The organism is Desulfobacter curvatus DSM 3379, from assembly GCF_000373985.1.
Taxonomy (GTDB): domain Bacteria; phylum Desulfobacterota; class Desulfobacteria; order Desulfobacterales; family Desulfobacteraceae; genus Desulfobacter; species Desulfobacter curvatus.
On sequence record NZ_KB892979.1, the window covers coordinates 57319 to 79380 of the forward strand.

At 47.9% G+C, this 22062-nt stretch carries 16 protein-coding genes; 5 read left to right on the forward strand and 11 right to left on the reverse strand.

Translation table 11 applies throughout. The annotated features are described in order from the left end of the window. Window positions 1-37: 37 nt before the first annotated feature. On the reverse strand, window positions 38-433 hold the full coding sequence (locus B147_RS0107185; protein WP_020586544.1) for a response regulator: 396 nt from the start codon (window positions 431-433) through the stop codon (window positions 38-40). Window positions 434-1027: 594 nt separating this feature from the next. Between B147_RS0107185 and B147_RS0107190 the strand changes: the two genes are divergently transcribed. Continuing rightward, window positions 1028-5350: a response regulator gene (locus B147_RS0107190; RefSeq protein ID WP_157237809.1), complete on the forward strand. Its 4323-nt coding sequence runs from the start codon at window positions 1028-1030 to the stop codon at window positions 5348-5350. Between the two features lie 26 nt (window positions 5351-5376). Then, a complete protein-coding gene (locus B147_RS0107195; protein WP_020586546.1) occupies window positions 5377-6171 on the forward strand; it encodes a response regulator in 795 nt (264 codons plus the stop codon). 113 nt (window positions 6172-6284) lie between these two features. On the opposite strand, the gene B147_RS0107200 is transcribed toward B147_RS0107195, so the two are convergent. Genes B147_RS0107200 through B147_RS0107215 form a run of 4 tightly spaced genes read right to left on the reverse strand, consistent with a single transcriptional unit; the run spans window position 6285 to window position 9023 of the window. Continuing rightward, window positions 6285-6824, reverse strand: a complete 540-nt coding sequence (locus B147_RS0107200) for a 2-oxoacid:acceptor oxidoreductase family protein (RefSeq protein ID WP_020586547.1) — start codon at window positions 6822-6824, stop codon at window positions 6285-6287. Window positions 6825-6829: 5 nt separating this feature from the next. Beyond that, window positions 6830-7651, reverse strand: a complete 822-nt coding sequence (locus B147_RS0107205) for a 2-oxoacid:ferredoxin oxidoreductase subunit beta (protein WP_020586548.1) — start codon at window positions 7649-7651, stop codon at window positions 6830-6832. 1 nt (window position 7652) lies between these two features. After that, window positions 7653-8804 (reverse strand): 2-oxoacid:acceptor oxidoreductase subunit alpha, encoded by a 1152-nt coding sequence (locus tag B147_RS0107210; protein ID WP_020586549.1) that lies wholly within the window; start codon window positions 8802-8804, stop codon window positions 7653-7655. Between the two features lie 3 nt (window positions 8805-8807). Next, window positions 8808-9023 (reverse strand): 4Fe-4S dicluster domain-containing protein, encoded by a 216-nt coding sequence (locus B147_RS0107215; RefSeq protein WP_342662100.1) that lies wholly within the window; start codon window positions 9021-9023, stop codon window positions 8808-8810. 343 nt (window positions 9024-9366) lie between these two features. Here B147_RS0107215 and B147_RS0107220 point away from each other — a divergent pair, with 343 nt between their 5' ends. Together B147_RS0107220 and B147_RS0107225 are read left to right on the forward strand one after the other, a co-directional pair. Beyond that, window positions 9367-10197, forward strand: coding sequence for a glycosyltransferase family 2 protein (locus B147_RS0107220; RefSeq protein ID WP_020586551.1), 831 nt, complete (start codon window positions 9367-9369; stop codon window positions 10195-10197). Between the two features lie 84 nt (window positions 10198-10281). Continuing rightward, on the forward strand, window positions 10282-11508 hold the full coding sequence (locus B147_RS0107225; protein WP_020586552.1) for an FprA family A-type flavoprotein: 1227 nt from the start codon (window positions 10282-10284) through the stop codon (window positions 11506-11508). A gap of 67 nt (window positions 11509-11575) precedes the next feature. Here the strand turns inward: B147_RS0107225 and B147_RS27730 are convergent, their stop codons facing one another. The 6 genes from B147_RS27730 to cobU form a co-directional block, all read right to left on the reverse strand. Next, the gene (locus tag B147_RS27730) at window positions 11576-15430 is read right to left on the reverse strand and encodes a response regulator (protein WP_020586553.1); all 3855 of its coding nucleotides are present in this window, start codon (window positions 15428-15430) and stop codon (window positions 11576-11578) included. A 176-nt stretch (window positions 15431-15606) separates the two neighbouring features. After that, entirely contained in the window at window positions 15607-16401 is a 795-nt protein-coding gene (gene cbiR / locus B147_RS0107235) for a cobamide remodeling phosphodiesterase CbiR (RefSeq protein ID WP_020586554.1), read from the reverse strand. 1 nt (window position 16402) lies between these two features. Next, complete coding sequence (gene cbiB / locus B147_RS0107240; protein ID WP_020586555.1) at window positions 16403-17359, reverse strand: adenosylcobinamide-phosphate synthase CbiB; 957 nt, start codon at window positions 17357-17359, stop codon at window positions 16403-16405. A 2-nt stretch (window positions 17360-17361) separates the two neighbouring features. After that, window positions 17362-18450, reverse strand: coding sequence for a threonine-phosphate decarboxylase (locus B147_RS0107245; RefSeq protein WP_020586556.1), 1089 nt, complete (start codon window positions 18448-18450; stop codon window positions 17362-17364). After that, window positions 18450-19214 carry an adenosylcobinamide-GDP ribazoletransferase gene (locus B147_RS0107250; RefSeq protein WP_020586557.1) on the reverse strand — a complete coding sequence of 255 codons (765 nt, stop codon included), beginning with the start codon at window positions 19212-19214 and terminating at the stop codon, window positions 18450-18452. Before B147_RS0107250 ends, B147_RS0107245 begins: the two co-directional genes overlap by 1 nt. Further along, window positions 19211-19783, reverse strand: a complete 573-nt coding sequence (gene cobU, locus B147_RS0107255) for a bifunctional adenosylcobinamide kinase/adenosylcobinamide-phosphate guanylyltransferase (protein ID WP_020586558.1) — start codon at window positions 19781-19783, stop codon at window positions 19211-19213. The genes B147_RS0107250 and cobU overlap by 4 nt, the downstream gene beginning before the upstream one ends. A gap of 412 nt (window positions 19784-20195) precedes the next feature. Between cobU and B147_RS0107260 the strand changes: the two genes are divergently transcribed. Next, complete coding sequence (locus tag B147_RS0107260) at window positions 20196-21716, forward strand: sigma-54 interaction domain-containing protein (RefSeq protein ID WP_020586559.1); 1521 nt, start codon at window positions 20196-20198, stop codon at window positions 21714-21716. Window positions 21717-22062 lie beyond the last annotated feature (346 nt).

Here is a 22062-nt window from a genome sequence, read left to right on the forward strand (position 1 = left end):
AAAATAACCGCTTTTGGGAAAGCGTGTTCCGGGTCTTTTATTGGGCGGGGGAAATTCCCAGGTCAGCCATCTTTTTATCCACCGCCTCCTGCTTCAGCGGTTTTATGAAATAGGCCCTGCACCCCGATTTGATACAACCGATGACGATGTTTTTTTCACTGTGGGAGGTAACCATAATGACAATGGATTTGTGCTCTTTGAGCCCGGCATCAATTTTTTTGATTTTTTTTAAGACCTCCACCCCGCTGATATCGTTAAGAGAGATATCCAGCAAAACCAAATTAAAGGGTTTTCCTTTTTCAATGCCTTTTTGATAGACTTTCAACGCATCGGCACCGGAAGAGACAGAGATCGACGAACCATACTTACTGAATATGTCCTCCATTAAGGTTCTGCCGATTTCTTCATCATCAACAATGAGAATTCTATTCATAGTTAGTGAACACCCCATAGAGATTTTAAATTCGTATTTTTGAAAATGTATAATAATAGGCTGATTTCCAGATGTATAGCAAGATAATTTTTACGATAAGGTTCCATCGCAGAGAATTATGATGCTGATTCGGTTACAGGTCTGCAAAGAGCAGTAAAATGGGTAGTGCAGATGGGGCTCGATATCCGCTTTTCTTGGCTTGCAATTCTAAAGTTTTAAAGGTATCCTTTCGTTATATTAAGCAGTTATTTTTGATGTTCTAATTTAATGCTGAACGGTGCGATTTTTCCCGCGTTCCTTAGGTAATGTGCTTTGCCTTTTTTCTTAAATCGACCGGCACAAGGCGGATTCGATCTGATACGAATTTAGCGGCAGGTGTTTTCTTTATAACGGCCATGGGCCGACCCGGTCTATCAGCACACAGACTTCGGCCCACAACAAAGATAGAAAAAATCCAGTTACTTGCTGGAGACTTTCATATAAAATTCGATATATGGTGTCCGTTAAGATGAAATTTAAATCAGTATTTTGCATGAAATTTTCAGCGCGTATCTGGACAGCAAGCGACAGCCGCTGGAAACAGTGGGGTCCCACATGTTTGAATATCTGAACTGCAAATCCAAAACCCTTCCCATTGATCTGCTGCCACAGGATACCCAAATCTGGAACCGGCCGGATTTAGAAACATGGCCTGTTGCCATTGCCGCCGGGCTGGGACTGCTGCTTTTTGTGCTGGCGGGATACAGCCTGATCAGGCTCTTTTCAAAGACAGCCCCCTCTTTATCACGGTCAATGCCTGATGTATTTCGCAATAATTTACGCCAGGCGCTAATTTTGCTGAGCGTTGTTTTGGTGACAGGCCTGGCGGTTCAATCCTGGTTTGCCGCTAAAAATGAGATGGCACAGATACGGCATAGCATTTTTAATGAAAGAAAAGATCTGATCCGGACAATTGTCAACCGGGCCGTGGATTATACCAACTATGAGCGTCTCCGCCTGGACCAAAAAGGCGTCTCAATCGAAGACATTAAAAAACAGGTCATCAAAGGCCTTGAAACCTACGTTTATGCCAAAGGGGAGGGGTATCTTTTTGTTTTCACGGATAAGGGGCTTGTGCTGCTTAACCGGGTTCAGCCGGAACTGGTGGGCAAAAATCTTTCGGACAGCACTGATCCCAACGGTATAAAAGTCGTACAGAGTTTGATCGGCGCGGCCGGTAATTCCGGCGGCGGATTTGTTCAATATCAATGGAACAAGCCCAGTCTTGGCCGGGGGGTGCCGAAAATTTCCTTTGCACGGAAACTCAATGACTGGGGGTGGGTGATTGGAAGCGGTTTGTACCTGGATGATATTGAAAACAACATTCAGTCCTTTGGAAGACAGCTGCGCAACAAATTTATTGTGGAACTGTTAATCATTTTCAGCCTGACATTAAGCGTGGTTCTTTTTTTAAGAATGGTCTCCCGCCGTTTGACCGCAAGTGTTGATAAAGAGCTGTCTATGCTCCAAAAAGCCATTGCAGCCCATGATGTCTCTGCTGCTGATTATACCTTTCATGAATTTCAAGCCATTGCAGCAATGGCGGATGACAGTTTTAAGGAGTTGGCCCGAACCCAGGCATCCTTGACGGAAGCAGAATCCCGGCAGCGGGAGATTCTTGAACACCTGGATGCCGGGGTGGCTATCATCAGCCAGGCGGATCATGTGATCCGTTATGTCAATCCAACCGCCGCAAAACTCATCGGTACGGATCAGGATCGGATCGTCGGCCATGAATGCATCCAATATATCTGCCCGACGGAAAAAGGCGCCTGCCCGATCACAGACCTTGGGCAGACCATGGATAACAGCCGGCGGATACTTTTAACGGCATCCGGTGTTGAAATTCCGATTATCAAAACCGTCCGGCATTTTACCTACAACGGGCAACCGGCGCTTTTGGAAACCTTTGTGGATATCACAGAGCAACAGAAAGCAGAAGATGCCCTTCGTGCAGAGCGGGATCTTTTTGCGGCAGGACCGGTGATCACCATTTCCTGGTTGCCGGAACGTCACTGGCCCGTGACCTTTGTGTCTAGAAATGCTGCCCAGATTCTGGGGTACACACCAGAGCAGATGATGGCCGGCTCTTTTAGATATTCGGAACTGATACACCCTGATGACCTGAAACAGGTTGGAACTGAAGTCGCAGGATATATTAAAGACGGCACCTTGCATTTTGAGCAGACTTACAGGCTTCGTACCCAGAGCGGAGACTACCGGTGGTTTTATGATTTTACCCGTCTGCTGCGTAACGACACCGGAAAAGTTGTTCAAGTTCACGGCTATATGTTCGACCAGACCGATTATGTAAATGCGCAGATGCAGATTGCCAAAGAGCGTGAACGCCTGGCCAATGTTATTAGAGGTACGGATGTCGGAACCTGGGAATGGAATGTCCAGACCGGAGAAACCGTCTTCAACGAACGATGGGCCCGGATCTGTGGTTATAGCCTTGGAGAGTTGTTGCCTGTTTCCATTGATACCTGGACGCATCTGTCTCACCCGGATGATTTAAAAAAGACAGAAAGTCTTTTAGCCCGGCATTTCTTAGGGGAACTGGAACTTTACAATGCTGAATGCAGGATGAAGCACAAGAACGGACACTGGGTCTGGGTGCAGGATAAAGGCAAGGTAATTTCCAGAACCCATGATGGTAAGCCGTTGATGATGTTCGGTACCCATACGGATATCACCGAACGCAAACAGGCCCAGGAGAAGCTGCAGCACTCTCTAATGGAAACCGAGCTGGTCAATAAGGCGCTTAAAAAGGCCCAAAACAAATTAATAACCGTTAATGAAGATTTGAAAAACCAGACAGCCCTGGCAACGCAGATGGCGGACAGGGCTGAAAAAGCAACCCGGGCAAAAAGCGAATTTTTGGCCAATATGAGCCATGAAATCCGGACGCCCATGAACGGTATTATCGGTATGACAGGCCTGCTGCTGGATACGAATCTCTCCGATGAACAACATTTTTTCACCAGCAATGTCAAGGCCAGTGCCGATGCCCTTTTAACCTTGATCAACGATATCCTGGATTTTTCGAAAATTGAGGCCGGCAAACTGGATATGGAAGTTTTAAATTTTGAACTGCCGGCCTTCCTGGATGATTTTGCCCAGATGATGGCCCTGAAAGCCCATGAAAAAGATCTGGAGCTGATCTGCGCGGCATCGCCCGAGGTGCCGGGATTGCTCCAGGGAGACCCGGGCCGTCTTCGCCAGATTTTGACCAATTTGACCGGTAATGCCATTAAGTTTACCAAAGCCGGCGAGGTAGTGATCCAGGCGCACCTCAAGCACGAAACCAAAGAAGAGGCCCTCATTTATTTTTCAGTAAAGGATACCGGTGTGGGTATCCCCCAGGATAAACAGGATCATCTGTTTGAACAGTTTACCCAGGTGGATGCCTCTATTACGCGTAGGTACGGCGGCACAGGACTGGGACTTGTCATATCTAAAAAATTGGCCCAACTGATGGGTGGAGATATCGGCGTTGTCTCACCGGTTCCCGGAATCAGCCCATCGGAAAGCCGCCATTCAGGTGCTTTGTTCTGGTTTACGGCCCAATTTAAAAAGCAGCCCAAATCTGAAACCGGTCATCATCAGAAAATCATGCCGGATCGACTGAAAAATGTCCGTATTTTAATCGTTGATGATAATCAAAGTAACCGGGACATATTAATGGGGCAATTGGCCGGCATGGGGGCAGATGTGTCTGAAGCGGCAGATGCTGAAGCCGCTTTGGAACAATTAAAGCGCAGCGCCCAGGAAAATATGTTTTATGACCTTGCGATAGTGGATATGCATCTCCCCGGCATGACCGGGGACGCGTTGAGCCTGGCCATCAAAAATGATCCGTTTGGGGCAGACATTAAATTGGTGATGATGCTCTCTTTAGGCCGGCGTGGTGATGCGCGTCATTTTGACTCCATCGGTTTTTCAGCATATCTTGCCAAACCGGTGCGTTATTCGGAACTTGGGGATACCCTGGCGACCGTTCTTTTTGGTGAATTGGCCGATAAGAAAGAAAATGGCCGTATTGGACATTTAGATGGTGAAATCATACAGTCCAATGTGAGGATTCTTCTGGCAGAAGACAATATCACAAACCAGATCGTTGCCAAGGGTATTCTGGAAAAATTCGGTTATTATGTGGATGCCGTGGCAAACGGTTTTGAGGCGGTCCGTTCCCTTGAAAAGATGCCATATGACCTGGTGTTGATGGATTTGCAGATGCCTGAACTGGACGGGCTTGAGGCCACCCGGATGATCCGAAATACGGCATCCAACGTTATTCATCCGGATATTCCGGTGATTGCCATGACGGCCAATGCCATGGCCGGTGACCGGGAAAAGTGTCTGAATGCAGGTATGAATGATTATATCAGCAAACCGGTGGATCCGATTCTCCTGGCTGAAAAGATTGAAAAATGGCTTAATCGCATCCAGCCCCGTAACCCGGAACGGCCCACTGTAGATGAGAAAAAAGTAGATGAGAAAAAAAATGAGGAACGTCAGGCAGATACTTTCAATCCGGAGACGTTGACGGCCAACCTTATGGAAGACAAACAGCTTATCGCATCGGCCATCAGCACCTTCCTTGAGGACATGCCGGGTCAACTTGATATTCTGACAGAACTGGTCAAACAGGGCCGGGCGCAAAAAGGCGGTACCCAGGCCCATAAAATAAAAGGTGCATCCGGTTATGTGGCGGCGGGCGTTTTTCAAAAAACCGCCCTGGAAATGGAACAGGCGGGCAAAGCTGGAGACCTAGGGCGCCTTGAGCAGCTTTTGCCGGAAATCGGAGAGCAGTTTTCAAAACTTAAACGCGAATTAGAAGATTTTTCGGCGCGTTTAACGGCATCGGATCATTGATATGAATTGAATCATCAGGTGGGACAATGAATAATAAAAAGGCGTTTCCCGGTGGGTATTACATTTTACTGGCTGAAGATGACAAAATGAATCAGGTGGTTGTCACAGGCCTGATTAAAATGCTGAATTTAGGCCGGGTTGAAATTGTAGAAAACGGCAAAGAGGCGGTAAAGATGTTTTGCTCCCATCATTTTGACCTGATTTTAATGGATGGGCAGATGCCGGAAATGAACGGCATTGATGCCGCACTTGCCATCAGAGCCATTGAAAAGGACAAGGATCTGCCACGAACACCGATCATTGCCCTGACGGCCCATTCCACACAGGAGGGCAAGAATCTTTTTTTAAATAACGGTATGGATGAATTTTTGGAAAAACCCTTGAGCCCGGAAGCGTTAAACAACGCAGTTCAAAATGTTATCTGGCAGAGCAGTTTTGATGCAACGTCCAAAGAGACCCGGGATTTAGAAAAGACCATAGACGTGCAGGAACTAAAACGGATCATGGCAGGCAAAAAATCTCTTTTAGATAAGTGCCTGCAGGCCTTCGAAGCTGACTATCCACCTCTTGTGTCCAAGATGACAGCTTGCATTGAAAAAAAAGAGTATGATGAATTAAAAGAAAATGCACATCGTCTGAAGGGAATGCTGAAATATTTAGCAGCCCACAATGCCGCCACTCTGGCAGAGGAACTCGAATCACTGGGAGATGCCGGAAACGTTACAAGCACCGATCTCACTGTTCAGGTCCAGGTATTAGATGATGAGTGCCTGAAAATCATAGATAGGATCAAGCAGGTATTTTCAGGGGATTTTTCTTGATGATTCGGTGTCCGCCTATACATAAAAAAGGCCGATCTCACACATTACTTAGTGGATCGGCCTTTTCTCTATTCGAGTTGGCTTAACTTAAAGTTCAATCTGTCGATTTAGTCTTAAGCAGCCTCTTTTCCTAAAGTAATACCAAGCTCCAGAGCCTGCTTGTTCAGGTCGAAGAAAGCCGGCGGCATGGCAGTCTCAATAACACTTATGGCTGATTCGGGTTTACAGATGCCTGTTGCACCGATCAGAGCGCCAACTACACAGACACTGTAAACAATCGGTTTTCCGAGTTCTTTAACAACTGTGTCATACATGGGCAACGCTAGGATCTTGGCATTGACATTGCCGGTTGTAACATATCTTGGGTCAACGATCATAAGGCCACCCGGTTTAATCACGTTGACATATTTATCATAGCCTTCCTGCATCAGGGCGACAAAAACATCAGCCTCTTCAACCTTGGGGTAATAAAGATTGCCGTCTGAAATTAAAATGTCGGCACGGGTCGCGCCGCCACGGGCAGCAGCTCCGTAGCTCTGGGACTGAATAGCGTTTTTGCCCTCAAAGATTGTAGCTGCTCTGGCAAGGATAATGGCTGTCGTGATGACCCCTTGTCCGCCAGAAGCTGTAAAAACCATTCCTGTTGATTCCATTGTGCCTATCCTTTCTTCATTACCTTGTCAATGACGTTTGTTTGGTAAGCGTCGCAATATTCGAGAGCTTCTTCATCAACAAAAACGCCGCGTTGAATAAGATCCGGATTATCTGCCAGTTTTTTGGAACCCATGGGTACGGTATTGTCCTTGTACCATTCCATCATCTGGGGCGCCTCACCGGCCTTGTTCTTTCTGCCGAACTGGGTGGGGCACATGGACAGAATTTCAACTACTGAAAAGCCTTTGTGTTCAATGGCTTTTTTGATTGTATTCTGGGCTTCTTTGGCATGGTAAACGGTAGTTCTTGCCACAAAAGTTGCACCTGCGCCTTTGGCCAGTTCCATTAGATCAAAGGCACGATCGGGAACGCCATAGGGGGCTGTACTTGCTTTTACACCACAGCCGGACATGGGTGAGTACTGTCCGCCGGTCATGCCGTAGATCCGGTTGTTCATGACGATGGCTGTAATGTCGATATTTCTTCTGCAGGCATGGATAAAGTGGTTGCCGCCGATGGCCGTGGAGTCACCGTCACCAAAGGGGACAATAACTTTCAGGTTGGGGTTGGCAAGCTTAACGCCTGTGGCAGTGGGAAGGGCTCTGCCGTGCATGGTATGTGCGGTGTTGAAATCCAGATACCCGGAGATTCTTGAAGAACATCCGATACCGGAGACTACGGAAACCTCATCGTTGTCTAATCCCAGATCATGGATGGCCCTGAGCAGGGCACCCATAACAGTTCCGTGCCCACAACCCGGGCACCACATATGAGGGAAAAATTGAGCCCGGATATATTTTTTTACATCAAATTGTGTATCGCTCATGCTATACCCCCTTTCCTGTGATCATTCTCAACGCAGCTTTAATGTCGGTGGGCTTGATGATTTGGTTGTCAACCCGGTTGGAGAAGTAAACCTTTTCAGGCTCAGCCACAACACGTTTTACCTCGTTGACAATCTGCCCCATATTCATTTCAGCTACAATAACAGCCTTGGTACCGGCACATTTTTCTCTGACAATGTCGTCAGCAAAGGGCCATACAACCTGAAGCTCTAACACGCCTACCTTGATGCCAAACTGATTGCGATAGTCTTCGGCAGCCTGGAGGGCGGATCTGGTTGTTGTGCCGTAAGCAACGATGACATAGTCGGCATCATCCATGTAGTACTCTTTGTACATGGCGATTTCGTTGGCTTTACTTTCGATTTTATCTACCAGATGGTGGATCAGGGCGTCAACATTTGCAGGGCTGACGTCGGGAAATCCCATAAGGTTATGATGAAGGCCGGTCACGTGGAAACGATGGCCTGCACCGAAATCGGACATGGGACGCTGGCCGTTTTCATCGGTAAGATAGGGATAGTATTTTTCACCTACGGGAATTGTGGTTCTGATTCTGTCGACAACTTCGATCTCGCCGGGTTCAGGAATGACCACTTTTTCTCTCAAGTGCTGAGTGGCCTCGTCAAACATAAGAACAACAGGTGTCCGGTATTGTTCTGCGAGGTTAAACGCTTTAACCGTAATTTTAAATACATCCTGGAGGTTGGACGCTGTCATGGCAATAATACTGTGATCGCCATGGGAGCCCCATCTGGCCTGCATCGTGTCACCCTGGCCAACATGGGTGGGGTTACCTGTGGATGGTCCGCCTCTCTGGATATTTGCGATAACACAGGGGACCTCAGCCATACAGGCGTATCCGATACCTTCCTGCTTCAGGGAGAAGCCGGGGCCGGAAGTTGCGGTCATAACCTTTTTTCCGGCAAGGGCTGCACCGATGATACAGGCCATGGAGGCAATTTCGTCTTCCATCTGGATAAATTTACCGCCTCTTTTGGGAAGCTGAGCAGATAAACCCTCTGCAACTTCTGAAGACGGTGTGATGGGATAACCTGCAAAAAAGTCACACCCGGCATACAGGGCGCCTTCAATACAGGCATCGCTTCCTGGAATAAATTGTATATTCTCAGCCATTATTTATTCCCCCTCCTCAACTAAAATTTGAATTGCCAGATCAGGGCACCGAATTTCGCAAAGCTTGCATGCAATGCAGTCTTCAGGGCGGGCTGCCACAGCTTTTTCTTCGCTGTTCAGTTCCAGAACCTGTTTGGGGCAGAAGTGAACGCAAATGCCGCACCCCTTGCACCAGCTCTTGTCAATAATGTGTTTGACGTTTTTTCCTTTTGCCATAATTTCCTCATCCTCGGTTTAAACCGGATTAAAATTGGGCATGTGTTAATGAGATCTAAATGTGCTTGTCAAAACTTTCCAAATGTAATCATTATGGACAGAACTTGTATTGGAACCAAGGGGTGCCCATAAGGAATATGGAAAGGTTGGTCTCAGTTGCTTCATAAGGTTTAAGGATAAATCTAATTGCCGCATTACTAAAATTTTGTCACCCATGGTTGATTAAAAATTCACCATCCTGCTCTACCAAAAAAAAAGTCTGTTTACAACTTTTTTCTAATATTTTTTAAATTGGGCCTTAAGTAGCTTGTTTCTTACCTTTTGATGCTTTACATTTTTTAGCATTATGGTGCAAAAAACAAATATAGTCAGTGTCATTATTCCTACTTTCAACCGGGCATGGACCCTGAAAAGGGCTGTTGATTCAGCCCTTGCCCAGGACTACCCGCACAGGGAAATCATTGTGGTGGATGACGGGTCAACAGATGAAACCCGGGAAGTGCTGGCAGAATATAAAGGCCAAATCCGGGTCTTGGTTCAGGAAAATAAAGGGGTGAGTGCGGCCCGGAACCTTGGGATTAAAGAAAGCCAGGGCAATTTCATTGCCCTGCTGGATTCTGATGATGCCTGGGAAACGAACAAACTGTCCTGCCAGATGGCCTTTTTTGAATCCAACCCCGGGGCAATGATCTGCCAGACCGAGGAAATCTGGATCAGAAAGGGCAAACGGGTCAATCCAAAGAAAAAACATAAAAAACCCTCAGGCATGATCTTTGAACCTTCTTTAAAGCTCTGCCTGGTCAGCCCTTCGGCTGTGATGATCAGAAAACAACTCTTTGACCAAAAGGGAATGTTTAACGAGGCGTTTCCGGTATGCGAAGATTACGACCTGTGGCTGCGTATTGCCCATGATACGCCCGTGTATCTGATTGACACGCCCTTAACGGTTAAAACCGGGGGGCATGGGGATCAACTATCCGCTGCCCACTCCCAGGATAAATACCGGATACAATCCATACGGAATTTAATAGAGTCCAGTGTCCTCTCCCCGGATCAGAAGCAGGCCGCTTTAAAGGTATTTAGAGAAAAATGCCGGATATTTGCCAACGGGTGCCTGAAACGGGGCAGGAAAAAAGAGGCCGCGTGTTACCTGGCGCTTGCTGCCGGGAAAAGTTAATCATTTTGTAAATTGATTTTACCAATGGAACATGGCATTCTAAATCCATTTTAGAAAATAACCGGGTGCAAGGAGAATTGCAAAATGAAGTTTCAAAAAATAGTAGATGATATATATCGTCTTGGGGTTAATATCGAAGATGAGAATTACCTTTTTGAGGGAATCTGGCCCATTCCCCACGGTATTTCCATAAATTCCTATCTGATCAAGGGTGAAAAGAACGTGCTTATTGATCTGACTCAGGACATTATGGACTTTCCCAAGGCCGTTACCGGACAGATGGAAGAGCTCTCTCTGGCTGTTGAGGATATTGATATCATCGTGGTAAACCACATGGAGCCGGACCACGCCGGTTGGCTGCGGGAATTTTGTAAAAAAAATACAAAGGGTGTGATTTACTGTACCAAAAAGGCCGTTCCCCTGCTTGACGCCTTTGGCGAGGTGCCGGCAGACCGGGCCGTGGCCATCACGGACGGCATGACACTGGAAGTGGGCGACTATGAACTTCAGTTTTTTGAAACACCCAACATCCACTGGCCCGAAACCATGATGACCTATGAGACAAAACGAAAAATTTTATTTGCCTGCGATGCCTTTGGCTCATACGGCAAGTTGGAGGGCGACACCATTTTTGATGATCAGCTCTCCGCGGATAAACATCGGTTTTTTGAAAATGAGGCGTTGCGCTATTACGCTAACATTGTCGCCGCATTTTCCGGGCCTGTACTCAAGGGCCTGACCAAATTGTCCGGATTGGAGGTCAAGATCATCTGCCCTTCTCACGGAATTATCTGGCGGGAGAACCCCGGCGTGATCATCGACCATTACAAACGCTATGCTGAATACAGCAAGGGGCCGGCAGAACGGGAGATTACCCTGGTCTGGTCCAGTATGTACGGCAGTACAAAATCCATGCTGAATCTTGTGGTTGAAACCATAAGAAAACACAAGATTCCGGTGCATGTTTACCAGGCCCCGGGCGACGACATCGGCTATATCCTGGCCGACGCCTGGAAGTCAGCCGGGCTTATTTTCGGCATGCCCACCTACGAGTACAAGGTCTTTCCGCCCATGGCCCATGTGATTGACGAACTGCTTGTAAAGAAGGTGACCAATAAAAAGGTGTTCAGGTACGGCTCCTATGGATGGGTTGGGGGGGCCCAGCGGGATTTTGAATCCAGAATTGGAAAGTCGGGCTGGGATCTGCTCGGATTTTACGAATGGCAGGGGGTACCCACCAGCGAGGATGAGGAGGCCATGGTCGAGAGAATCGATGCCTTTTGCAAGGAACTGATTACGTTTACCGAGTAAAACAGTGGTTGTGGGTTGCGCCTGGTTGTTGATGTATATTGATAGACCAGGTCAGCCCATAGTCTTCTTACGAAAGTCCCATTTCCCGGCAAAGTTTTTGAAGTGTATGCTGGGCTTCATCAAAATCGTACTCATCAATCTCCCGGGTAAGCTGAGCGACCAGGTCTTTCATCGAATCTCCCGGGATCTGATCTCTGATTTGTTTGGCCATGGAAATAGCTTTGGTATCATTTTCATCAAGCATTTTTTGAAGCGTTATGATCTGTGGTTTCAGTGCCTCAAGGTCCGGGGCAGGGCCACCCTGTCCCTGTTGTAATCCTTCCTTACCTGTTTCAAGGCCATTAATTCCTTGAATAACTTCTGAAAGACGGACTGAAAAATCAGGCAGCAGGGCCATGGCCTTTTGAATGTCTTTGTTTTTGAGTGCATCGTCCAGACGCCTTGCTGATTCAAAAACAAAGGTTGCGCTGATATTGCCTGAAACACCTTTAATGGTATGGGCAAGGCTTTGCGCTGTTTTCATATCCTTGGCAATCAGGGCTTGCCGGATTTTTTTTGCCGTATCCGCCTGATTCCCGGCAAATCTTTTTAAAAGATCCCGGTATAAAAGTGTGTCCCCGCTCAGGCGCTCTATTCCGGCCTGGATGTTAATGCCCGGCAGAGGCCCTATATTTTCCGACAATGCGCTATTGTTGACTTTTTTATTAGGTACGATTTCTTTTTCCTGGCCGGATTTTTTTTTGACGGGCTTTATCCACGTTCCCAGGACATTGAGCAGTTCCTTGACATCAATGGGTTTGGTTACATGATCATTCATCCCGGCCGCCAATGCTTTTTCCTTGTCACCGGTCATGGCATTGGCCGTCATGGCGATAATGGGCAGATCTTTAAATCCCGGCAGTTGTCTGATTTCCCGGCAGGCGGTGTACCCGTCCATTTTCGGCATGTTGATATCCATGAGTACAGCGTCATATCCTGTTTTCTGTACGGCTTCTAATGCCAGAACACCGTTGTCTGCCAGATCTACAACAAAACCGTTGTTCTCCAGAATCCCTTTGGCCACCTGTTGGTTCTCCTCGTTGTCCTCGGCCACCAAAAGTTTTGCGCCCTGGATTTTTGCCACGCAGGAAAGTTGCTCTTTTCGCGCCAGAAAGGCGCGTGGCTGCATTTTTTCGTCCAGCGCCGTCATGATTGAATCGGACAACAAAGACGGAGAAACCGGTTTGATCAGATAGCCGTCAAGTCCGAGGCGATCGGCCTTCTGCATTAACTCCTCCCGGGCATAGGCTGAAACCATGATAATCGAAGGGGGCTTTTTTTGCAGAGCGGTTTTTATTTTTTCAGCGGCTTGCAGTCCATCCATTCCCGGCATCTGCCAGTCCATGAGAATCAGGTCAAAGGGTTCACCCTGTTTGCCGGCCGTCTCCAGTTTTTCCAGACCTGCTTCTGCACAGTCAGCCTGGATGACTGTGAAGGACATGGCCTTGAGCATTTTTTCCAGCACCGTACGGGAAATGTGATTATCGTCCACCACCAGAACTTTTTTCTTTCGGTTGCCGGAGGCGGCAAAACGTGATGTAATCGTTTGTAATCCAACGCGTTTTAAACGGATGGTGAAAATAAAGGTGGCGCCCTGTCCATAGCGGCTTTCCACCCGGATATGACCGTTCATCATTTCCACCAGGGATTTGCTGATAAACAGCCCCAGGCCTGTGCCCCCGTATTTGCGGGTGGTTGTGGCATCTGCCTGGGAAAAGGCCTGAAATAATTTGTCCTGCTGGTCTTTGGTCAGTCCGATGCCGGTGTCCTGGACGTAGAACTCGAGTTGGGCCTCATCTGCCTTTTGTTCAAGCAATGCACACCCCAGAACAATCTGTCCTTGTTTTGTAAATTTTACCGCATTGTTGGTCAGATTGAGAAGAATTTGGCCCAGCCGGATGGGGTCTCCGATAAGCGTGTGGGGAATATTCGGATCAATGTTGTAAATGACCTCCAAACCTTTTTCCTGGGCCTTGATGCCCACAAGATTGGTAACCGTCTCCAAAACCTCTTCCAGGAAAAATTCAATGGACTCCATGCTGAGTTTGCCGGCCTCAATTTTGCTGAAATCCAGGATGTCGTTGATAACACCTAAAAGCGCCTTGGAGCCGTTTTGAATTTTGTGGATGTAATCATGCTGCCTTGAATCCAGTTCGGTCTGAAGGGCCAGGTGGGCAAAGCCGATGATGGCATTGAGCGGGGTGCGGATTTCATGGCTCATATTCGCCAGGAAATCACTTTTTGCCCGCGTGGCTTCTTCAGCTACCTGTCTTGCCTCTTCCAGGTCAAGGGTTCGCTCTTTTACCAGATCTTCCAGGTGGCTCCGGTGGTCTTCAAGTTCCTTTTCCGCCTCCTTGATCCAGGTAATATCCTTGGCAATGGATGCAATGCCCAGATGCTTGCCTTTGTCATCCTTTAGCAGGGAAAAGGTAAACAGATGGGGAAGGACAGTCCCGTCCTTTCTGACCCGGCTGCCTTCGATATTTTTTAATACTTCTCCCTTGATACAGCGGCGGTAAAGGGCGTTGTGCGTGGTCTGCTCTTCTTCCTCGGCAAATATTCCGATATATTTACCGAGAAGCTCTTCCCGGGAATATCCGTAAGCCTCAATCGTTGCTTCATTCAGATCCATTATGTTCCCGGAAAGATCCGTGATCAGAATCGGGTCCGAACTGTCCTTAAAAACTTTGGATAACAGGCGAAGGCCTTGCTCCGCTTTTATTTGTTTTGTAATATCCTTGGCCGCACCGGCAAGCCCTATGATCCGGCCGTTTTTGTCCAGGACCGGTTCATAGGCCGACGACACCCATACTTGGTTGCCGTCTTTGCGGCGTACACGAAGCTGTGTCTCCTGGCCTCCTGTTCTCTCAATTGTCATATTGGTGAGCCTGTTATAAGCATCCCAGTCCCGTTTATCATATATTTGAAAGGGATAGTCCTCCATTGCCATACATTCGGCCACGCTATAGCCTGTCACTCTTTTAACGGCCTTATTCACCCAGAGCAGCCTGCCGTCAAGGTCCTGCCAGGACTGCCAGTCGTGGGTGTGGTCCGATATAATCCGCAATTGCTCCCGGGACTGGGTGATTTTTTCAAGCAGGTTGTATCGTTCTGTCATATCCATGGTCAGGCCTGCGATTTTGGATACCTGGCCCTGGGCATCCCATTCCACGGCCTGTCCTGCAGCATGTATCCATATCCACCCGGATTGTTTATGGCGCAGCCGGTGATCATTTTTTAAGGTCGTTTCTCCTTCAAGAACCCGCTGAAATGTTTCATCAAGCAACCCAAAATCATCCGGGTGCACCAAAGAAAAATAGTGATCCAGGGTTCGCGGTGCGTCTTGTTCTGAATAGCCTGCGGAAACAAAAAGTTGTAATGAACTAAAGGTAATTTCCCCGGACTGTATATCGATCTGCCAATGATAGGCGTTGGCCGCATTTATTGCAAAGTGAAGGCGTTCTTCGCTTTTTAATAATAGTTTTTCAGTCTGTTGGCGTTTGGCAATCTCTTTTTTCAATCTCCTGTTGACCGTTAACACCACCGCAATGATGAACAGGAAAATAAGGACGGCAGTGACTGAAACCACAAGAACTTTTTGCCAGCCCATCTTTTTTTCATAATCAAGGGAGATCCACCGGTCAATATAGCCGGCAATTATTCCCTGGGATTGACCCTGATCATCGATAAATTCAAAGGGGGGGCGGTCAGAAGCCGTCCCGAGTCTGATCTCCGGATGGGCTTTAAGCCATTGCTGCTCTTCTTTGGTCAGCGATTTAAGAAAATGATTGGTTTCGGCATCTTGGGCATGGCAAAGGTCCGGTATGTCATATAAAAGCAGGATAAAAATCACGAAAATAAGTTTAAATGCACGTCGTACCATCGTATCCTGAGGCTACCCTTTTTTAGGGGATGACTGATGTTTTTTACAGAAGATTTAATTTGGGCCAAAAAATTTTATTTGTCTTTTAAAAATATCAGAATCAAAGAGTTGAGTAAAGCGCAATTAAGGCGCATTGTTGTGTTTTATCGGATTGATTTTATTGAACAACAATTGATTTATATACAGGGGATGCCGTTAAAAATTTGGGTCAGTGCAGCCAAAGACCCTTGCAGATCGGCAAGTTTAAAAACCTCCAGGCAGACGGTGCCCGTGTAGCTTTTTAAGTGGTTCACGATTTCCCTGAATTCGTCCGGTTCCATTTTGTCAAGGCCGACGTGGTCCTGGGGCGGTTCAAGGCGCGTATCCACACCGTGGAGGTGAATCAGATTGATTTTGGGGCCGAACAGTTTAAAGGTGCGGGGTATGCCATACCCGTACTTGATATGGTGGCCAAGGTCGGCACACACGGACAGGCCAAACTCATGGACCAGATTTTTTAAAAGATCCGGGGGATACCACAGGGTTTCTACGCCGATTTTTGTTGGGTCTTCCAGGGCCGGCACCAGCAATTCAAGCCCCTGTCGTGCATTTTTTTGCCAGGTTTTAATGCCGTCTTTTGATGGCAGGGGTTTATCCATTTCCAGATGAAGGGTGAAACTTGTGACCGGCGCAATGGAAAAGCGCTCAATCACCCGTTTCAGGGTCTCTGCGGCGTCCCGGCGCAGCCGCATGTCCGGTGCACTTAAATTGATATCCGTGGGCAGGTGGACATTATAGGTCAGGCCCAAATCCCGGGAGAGTTCTGCCAATTCCCTCACATCATCCCGGGAAGGAATCACCGCTTCGGGTTTACTTTCAAATACCAGAAGTTCAATTTCGTCAAAAAAGAGGCCGATTTTTTTAACATTGGGGATGATATGATCCGGATAGATAAAGGATGTCGTGCCCAGCCTGAAAGGTCTTTGCATCATATCAAAACAGACTCCAGCTCAACAGACAGCCAAATACCACGCAAACAAGGGCTGACAGCATCATTAACTCACAGGCCTTTTCAATGTGGGCGGGTTTGGGGTCATTGAACGCACCGCCGATATAGGGTTTGTCCACCAGCTTGCCGTGGTAGATATTGGGACCGCCGAACCGGACGCCCAGCGCCCCTGCAAAGGCGGCCTCGGGGAATCCGGCGTTGGGGCTTTTGTGATTGCGGCCCTGGGTGAGCGCCGTGAAAAACGTCCGCCTGCCCCGGGAAAGTGAAAGCATTGCTGCTGCCGGCACAATCGCCGCGATGGAGAGCCGGGCCGGAATATAATTGGCCACATCGTCAATACGGGCTGCGGCCCTGCCAAACAGGATATAGGTGTCGTTTTTATACCCCACCATGGAATCCAGGGTGTTGATCATCTTGTACATCATGGCACCGGGCGCACCGAGCACCAGGGCAAAACACAAAGGGGACAAAAATCCGTCCACGAAATTTTCCGCCACGGTTTCGCAGGCCGCCCGGGTGATGCCCGCCTCATCCAGATCTTTGGTTTGGCGTCCCACAATATACCCCACCTTGATTCTGGCTTGGGCCAGATCACCCCTGACCAAAGGCTTAAAAACATCCATGGCAGCCTTGTACAGGCTTTGGGTGGAAAAACTGTAAAAAATTAGTATCGTCTGAATAATAACGGCTGCAACCGGATGAATCCGGGCAGAGATGAAAACAACGGCCCAGGTCAAGCCAAAGGATGCGGCAATCAGGCACAGGGCGAAAAAAAGACCTGCCCTGCATGGATTTTCAATCCGTTTTCGGAACTCAGGCTCAAAAAACGAAATAGCCCGTCCCATCCAGATAATGGGATGGGGCAGCCATCTCGGATCTCCGGCCAGGAGATCCAGGATAAAGGCGGCAGCTAAAATTTGCCAGGTTACATCAAAAAGCATGGTTAATTGTATTCCTTGGCCAGCGCTGTTTTGATGCTTTGGGCCAGGGCCAGGTTGATTTCATTGGTTTTCAGGGAAAATCGGACAAACCGGTCTGACAGCCCTTTAAAATTGGAACAATCCCTGATCAGAAATTTGTCATGTCCCACCCGACGGCACAACTGTGCGGCTAAGATCCGGTCCAGCCGGGCCGGCACAAAATAGACCGGTGTGTCAAAAAGCCGGATGCCGTCTGTTCCAGCCAAGGCATGGATAAAATTCCGGCGTTCTTTAACAATAAATTCCCGGGTCTGCCGGTAAAAGGGCAAAATGTCGCCCGGATGATCGTAAATATCCTTGATCACGGCCTGGGCCAGGGCATTGACGCTCCAGGGCTGGTAATGCAACATGACTTTTCGGATCAAGGCGTTGGCCCCGCTTAAAAAACCTGTGCGCAGCCCCGGAATCCTGAAAATTTTGGACATGGAGGAGAGCACCACAAGGTTGGGCAGGTGGGTCTGCGTTACAAGGGAAAACTCTTCTGCATCCGGAACAAAGGGTAGATAGGATTCGTCCACCACAAAACAGGTGTCTGGGTGGCGGCAAATCAATGTTTTCAGCTCCTGTTTGTCAATCAGGGTGCCTGTGGGATTGTTCGGGTTGCAGATAAAGACCAGGTCTGCCCTTCCGGCGTCGGTGGATAACTGATCCAGATCCGGAACAAAATTGTTTTCGGCAAGAGCCAAATAGTGACAAGTTTTTACATGATGGGCTGCACAGGCATCTTCGTAGTCGGCGTAGGCCGGACCCAGAATCAGGGCTTTTTTTGCCCCAAGGGCCAGGGGCAGGGTATAGATAAAAAAGGTGGTGCCGTTGCCGGCAATCACACAACCTGGATCAATGCCGTAATACGCTGCAAACCCCTTTGACATGCTTGCGGCATCCGGTTCGGGAAGGGCATGAATCAGATGGATGTTTTCCCGGATAAAGGCGTGGATGCGTTTCGGCGGCCCCAGGGGATTGAGGTTGGAACTCATGTCAATGATATCTTCAAGCCTGCATCCGATACGGTCTGCAAGCTGCTGCTTATTTCCGCCATGGCCTTGAATCATTAAATAATATTCATACCGGCAACCATGAATAGCCAGGCTTCCATCACTTCGTTCATGGCACCCAGCATGTCCCCTGTGATGCAGTTCATTTTACGTTTATAAAATGTTAAAATCGCAACACATCCCATGGCAAATCCTAAAATTAACATTAGACCCTTATATCCCAGAAACAGGGAAAAGGCTAGTGGGATCAGGCACAGGTAAAAATCTTTTGAATTAAGCGGGCGGTCAAACAGGTCCTTGCCTGTCCCGCCTTTTCTGCCGTAATTGAGATATTTTATGCCGAATATCATGGAAGCCCTTGAAAAAGCGGGCACCAGGAAAAATATGGTCATGGCCTGAACCGGAGAACAACTGGTCTTCACCGACCAGATCCCGGCAAATTTTGCCGCCAGCCCCAGAACAACGGCAACCAGTCCCATCATGCCGGTTCTGGAATCTTTCATGATTTCAAGGGCCCGCTCCCGGCCCCTGTGGCTGAATATCCCGTCTGCGGTATCGCCAAGCCCGTCCAGGTGAAAAGCACCGGTCACGGCCACCAGGAAAATAAGATCAACAAGGGCTGCGGCAGGTGCCGCCCAGACCATGGATGCCAGAGAATCGGTGATCACCAGAAGGGCACCGATGATCAGTCCCACCACGGGGAAAAAGCGGATCATGCCCAGGGGAGAATATACCGGGTTTTTTCCCGTGGGCAAAATGGTAATAAAAGCCATACAGGCCCGTAAATCTGTAAAAAAATCGTGTTTATCCGTCCGGATCATTGAAGTTCGACGCTCCCAAAACCCTGGCCGCTTCCGGACCCGGGTTTGATTTGGACCGGAATACCGGCCATGCTTACAATAACCTTGTCAACGGCCCGGGCTACCCGCTGGTTGACAAGCCCTGCCATGTCCCTGAACTGCCGGGCAAGGCTGTTTTCAGGAACAATCCCATATCCCACTTCATTGGAAACCAGGATAACAGGGCAGGTTGACCGGTTTAAACTTTCCAAGAGCAGATCCACCGCCGCCATGATATCGGATTCATCCTTTCCCTGGAACAGAAGGTTGGAGATCCAAAGGGTCAGGCAGTCCACCAGAATCACCTTTGCCCGGGCACAGATCCGGTCAATGGTTTCATGGATGCGTATCGGTTCTTCAATGGTTTCCCAGCCCGGTCCGCGATCCTCCTGGTGGCGTTTGACCCGCTCTTCCATTTCCCTGTCCGTGGGCACGCAGGTGGCTAGATAGATTTTTTTGTCCATGGCCATATGATCGGCGGTCTGTTTGGCAAAACTGCTTTTGCCGCTTCTGCAGCCCCCGAGCACCAGTATGCGCGTTATGTCTGTCATAATTATTATTAGGTGTACCTTTCTTCTTTTAACGGCCCAAGGATAACTTATCCTACTGGGCGACCGCAACTTATATCCTAACCGACTCGTTATCTTCAATGCCCTTGTCAGAAATTTAAATTTTGTCAGTTTTCTTTGCTTTTTTTGTTCAAACAGTCTGCAAAGGCGAGCACCTATTCCATGGACATTTCAGAGGCTCAAGATATAATAATTTCCAATTTGTCAGAAACGTTTCCAATTTAAATCAAATTAAAAAATTCAAAATTGTATTTTTTAATTTGATTTTTATGCTATAAAGCGGTATTTCCATTAGGCAATTTTAGGTAGTGCAGGAACAACAACCTTGTTGCAACTGATAATAGAATGATTAGAATGAGAATAAAAGTAACAATATTGATGCGGAAACCCTTTTATGAAGTCCATTGAAGAAACTTCTCTGTTATACGAGATCAGCCAATCATTAAACCGGCACATGGACATGAAAAAATCCCTGTTCAAGGTTTTAAGTGTCCTGTCTGAATCACTGAATCTTGTAAGGGGAATCATTTTTCTAACCAATAGTGAAACCGGGGAAATCCGCATTGAAATAGCCCACGGCATTTCCGAAGATAAAACCAAACAGATCAAATATCTGCCCGGGGAAGGCATCATCGGTAAAGTGATCCAGACCGGTAAACCTGCCGTGGTGCCCAGAATCAGTGAAGAGCCTTTATTTCTGGACAAAACCCATTCCCGAAATCTTGCCCAGGGGCAAGACTACTCATTTATCTGCGTACCCATCAAAAAAGAGAACCGCGTGGTGGGTGCCATCAGTGCGGACCGCCCCTATGAAGGCAAACGCTCCCTGGAAAATGGTGAAAAGCTGCTTGCGGTGGTGGCAACCATGGTGGCCCATCACGTCATCAACATTGAAACCATCCGGGTGGAAAAAGAGCAGCTGAAAACCGAGAACATGCGGTTGAAGTCAGAGCTGGAGAACAAGTACAGTTTTTCGAATATCATTGGCAATTCCAACAAAATGCGTGAAGTTCTCCAGATGATTTCCCAGGTATCATCCTCTTCGGCAACCGTATTGATCCGCGGGGAAAGCGGTACGGGTAAGGAACTGGTGGCCAATTCCATCCATTACAACTCGGACCGTAACCAGAATCCTTTTATTAAGATCAACTGTGCGGCCATTCCCGACAATCTCATTGAAAGCGAGCTGTTCGGCCATGAAAAAGGGGCATTTACCGGGGCGTCCTCCACAAAAAAAGGTAAATTTGAGATCGCCAATACAGGCACAATTTTTCTGGACGAGATCGGTAATATGGACCTGGGTGCCCAGGTAAAGCTTTTACGGGTACTCCAGGAAAAAGAATTTGAGCGGGTGGGCGGGTACAAGCCCATCAAGGCGGATGTCAGGATCGTGGCCGCCACAAACTCCAACCTGGAGGAGATGGTCCAGCAAGGCAAATTCAGGGATGACCTTTATTTCCGGCTCAATGTATTTCCCATTTACATCCCCAGTCTTCGTATGCGTAAGACAGACATCATTCTTTTGGCCGATCATTTTCTGGAAAAATACAGAAAGGAGCATAGCAAGGAGATCAAACGCATTACCACACCGGCCATTGACATGATGATGGAATACCATTGGCCGGGCAATGTCCGGGAGCTTGAAAACTGCATTGAGCGGGCCGTTATTCTGTGCAATGAAGGCGCCATTCACTCCTACCACCTGCCGGCAACCCTTCAGACCGGTACCAAATCCAAGACCCTTCCCTTGTCCCTTGAGGATGCCGTGGCAAGCCTTGAAAAAGAAATCCTCATGGATGCCTTGAAAAATACCCGGGGCAATATCAACAAGGCAGCCAAACTGATCAACATCACCGTAAGAAAATTTTCCTATAAGGCTGGCCGATATAATATCAACTATAAAGATTATCGATAGTGTCCGACCGAAAACTGCAAATTTTTCCGATGACGTAGTTGGACGTGACAAAATTTCCAGGTTTTCGGTCAGACACTATATAGGGTACCACGAACATCCGCGCGTAAATACACGCTAAGCAGTTTTGATCTGGAGATATATTGGTTTGGAATAGTTTTCAGGTTTCCCATATCTGTCTAAACATTAATAAAAATTCTACCTAAAAAATGCAGCGTCTAAGCTAAGTCAAAAGGACAGAGCCCGTGGCCTCACCATTAGACAATTTTGTACCCCAAAAAGAGGCAAATTTCATTAAAATCGAGTCAGTATTGCTAATGCCCCCCCTCCAGTAGCTGATTCTTGATTC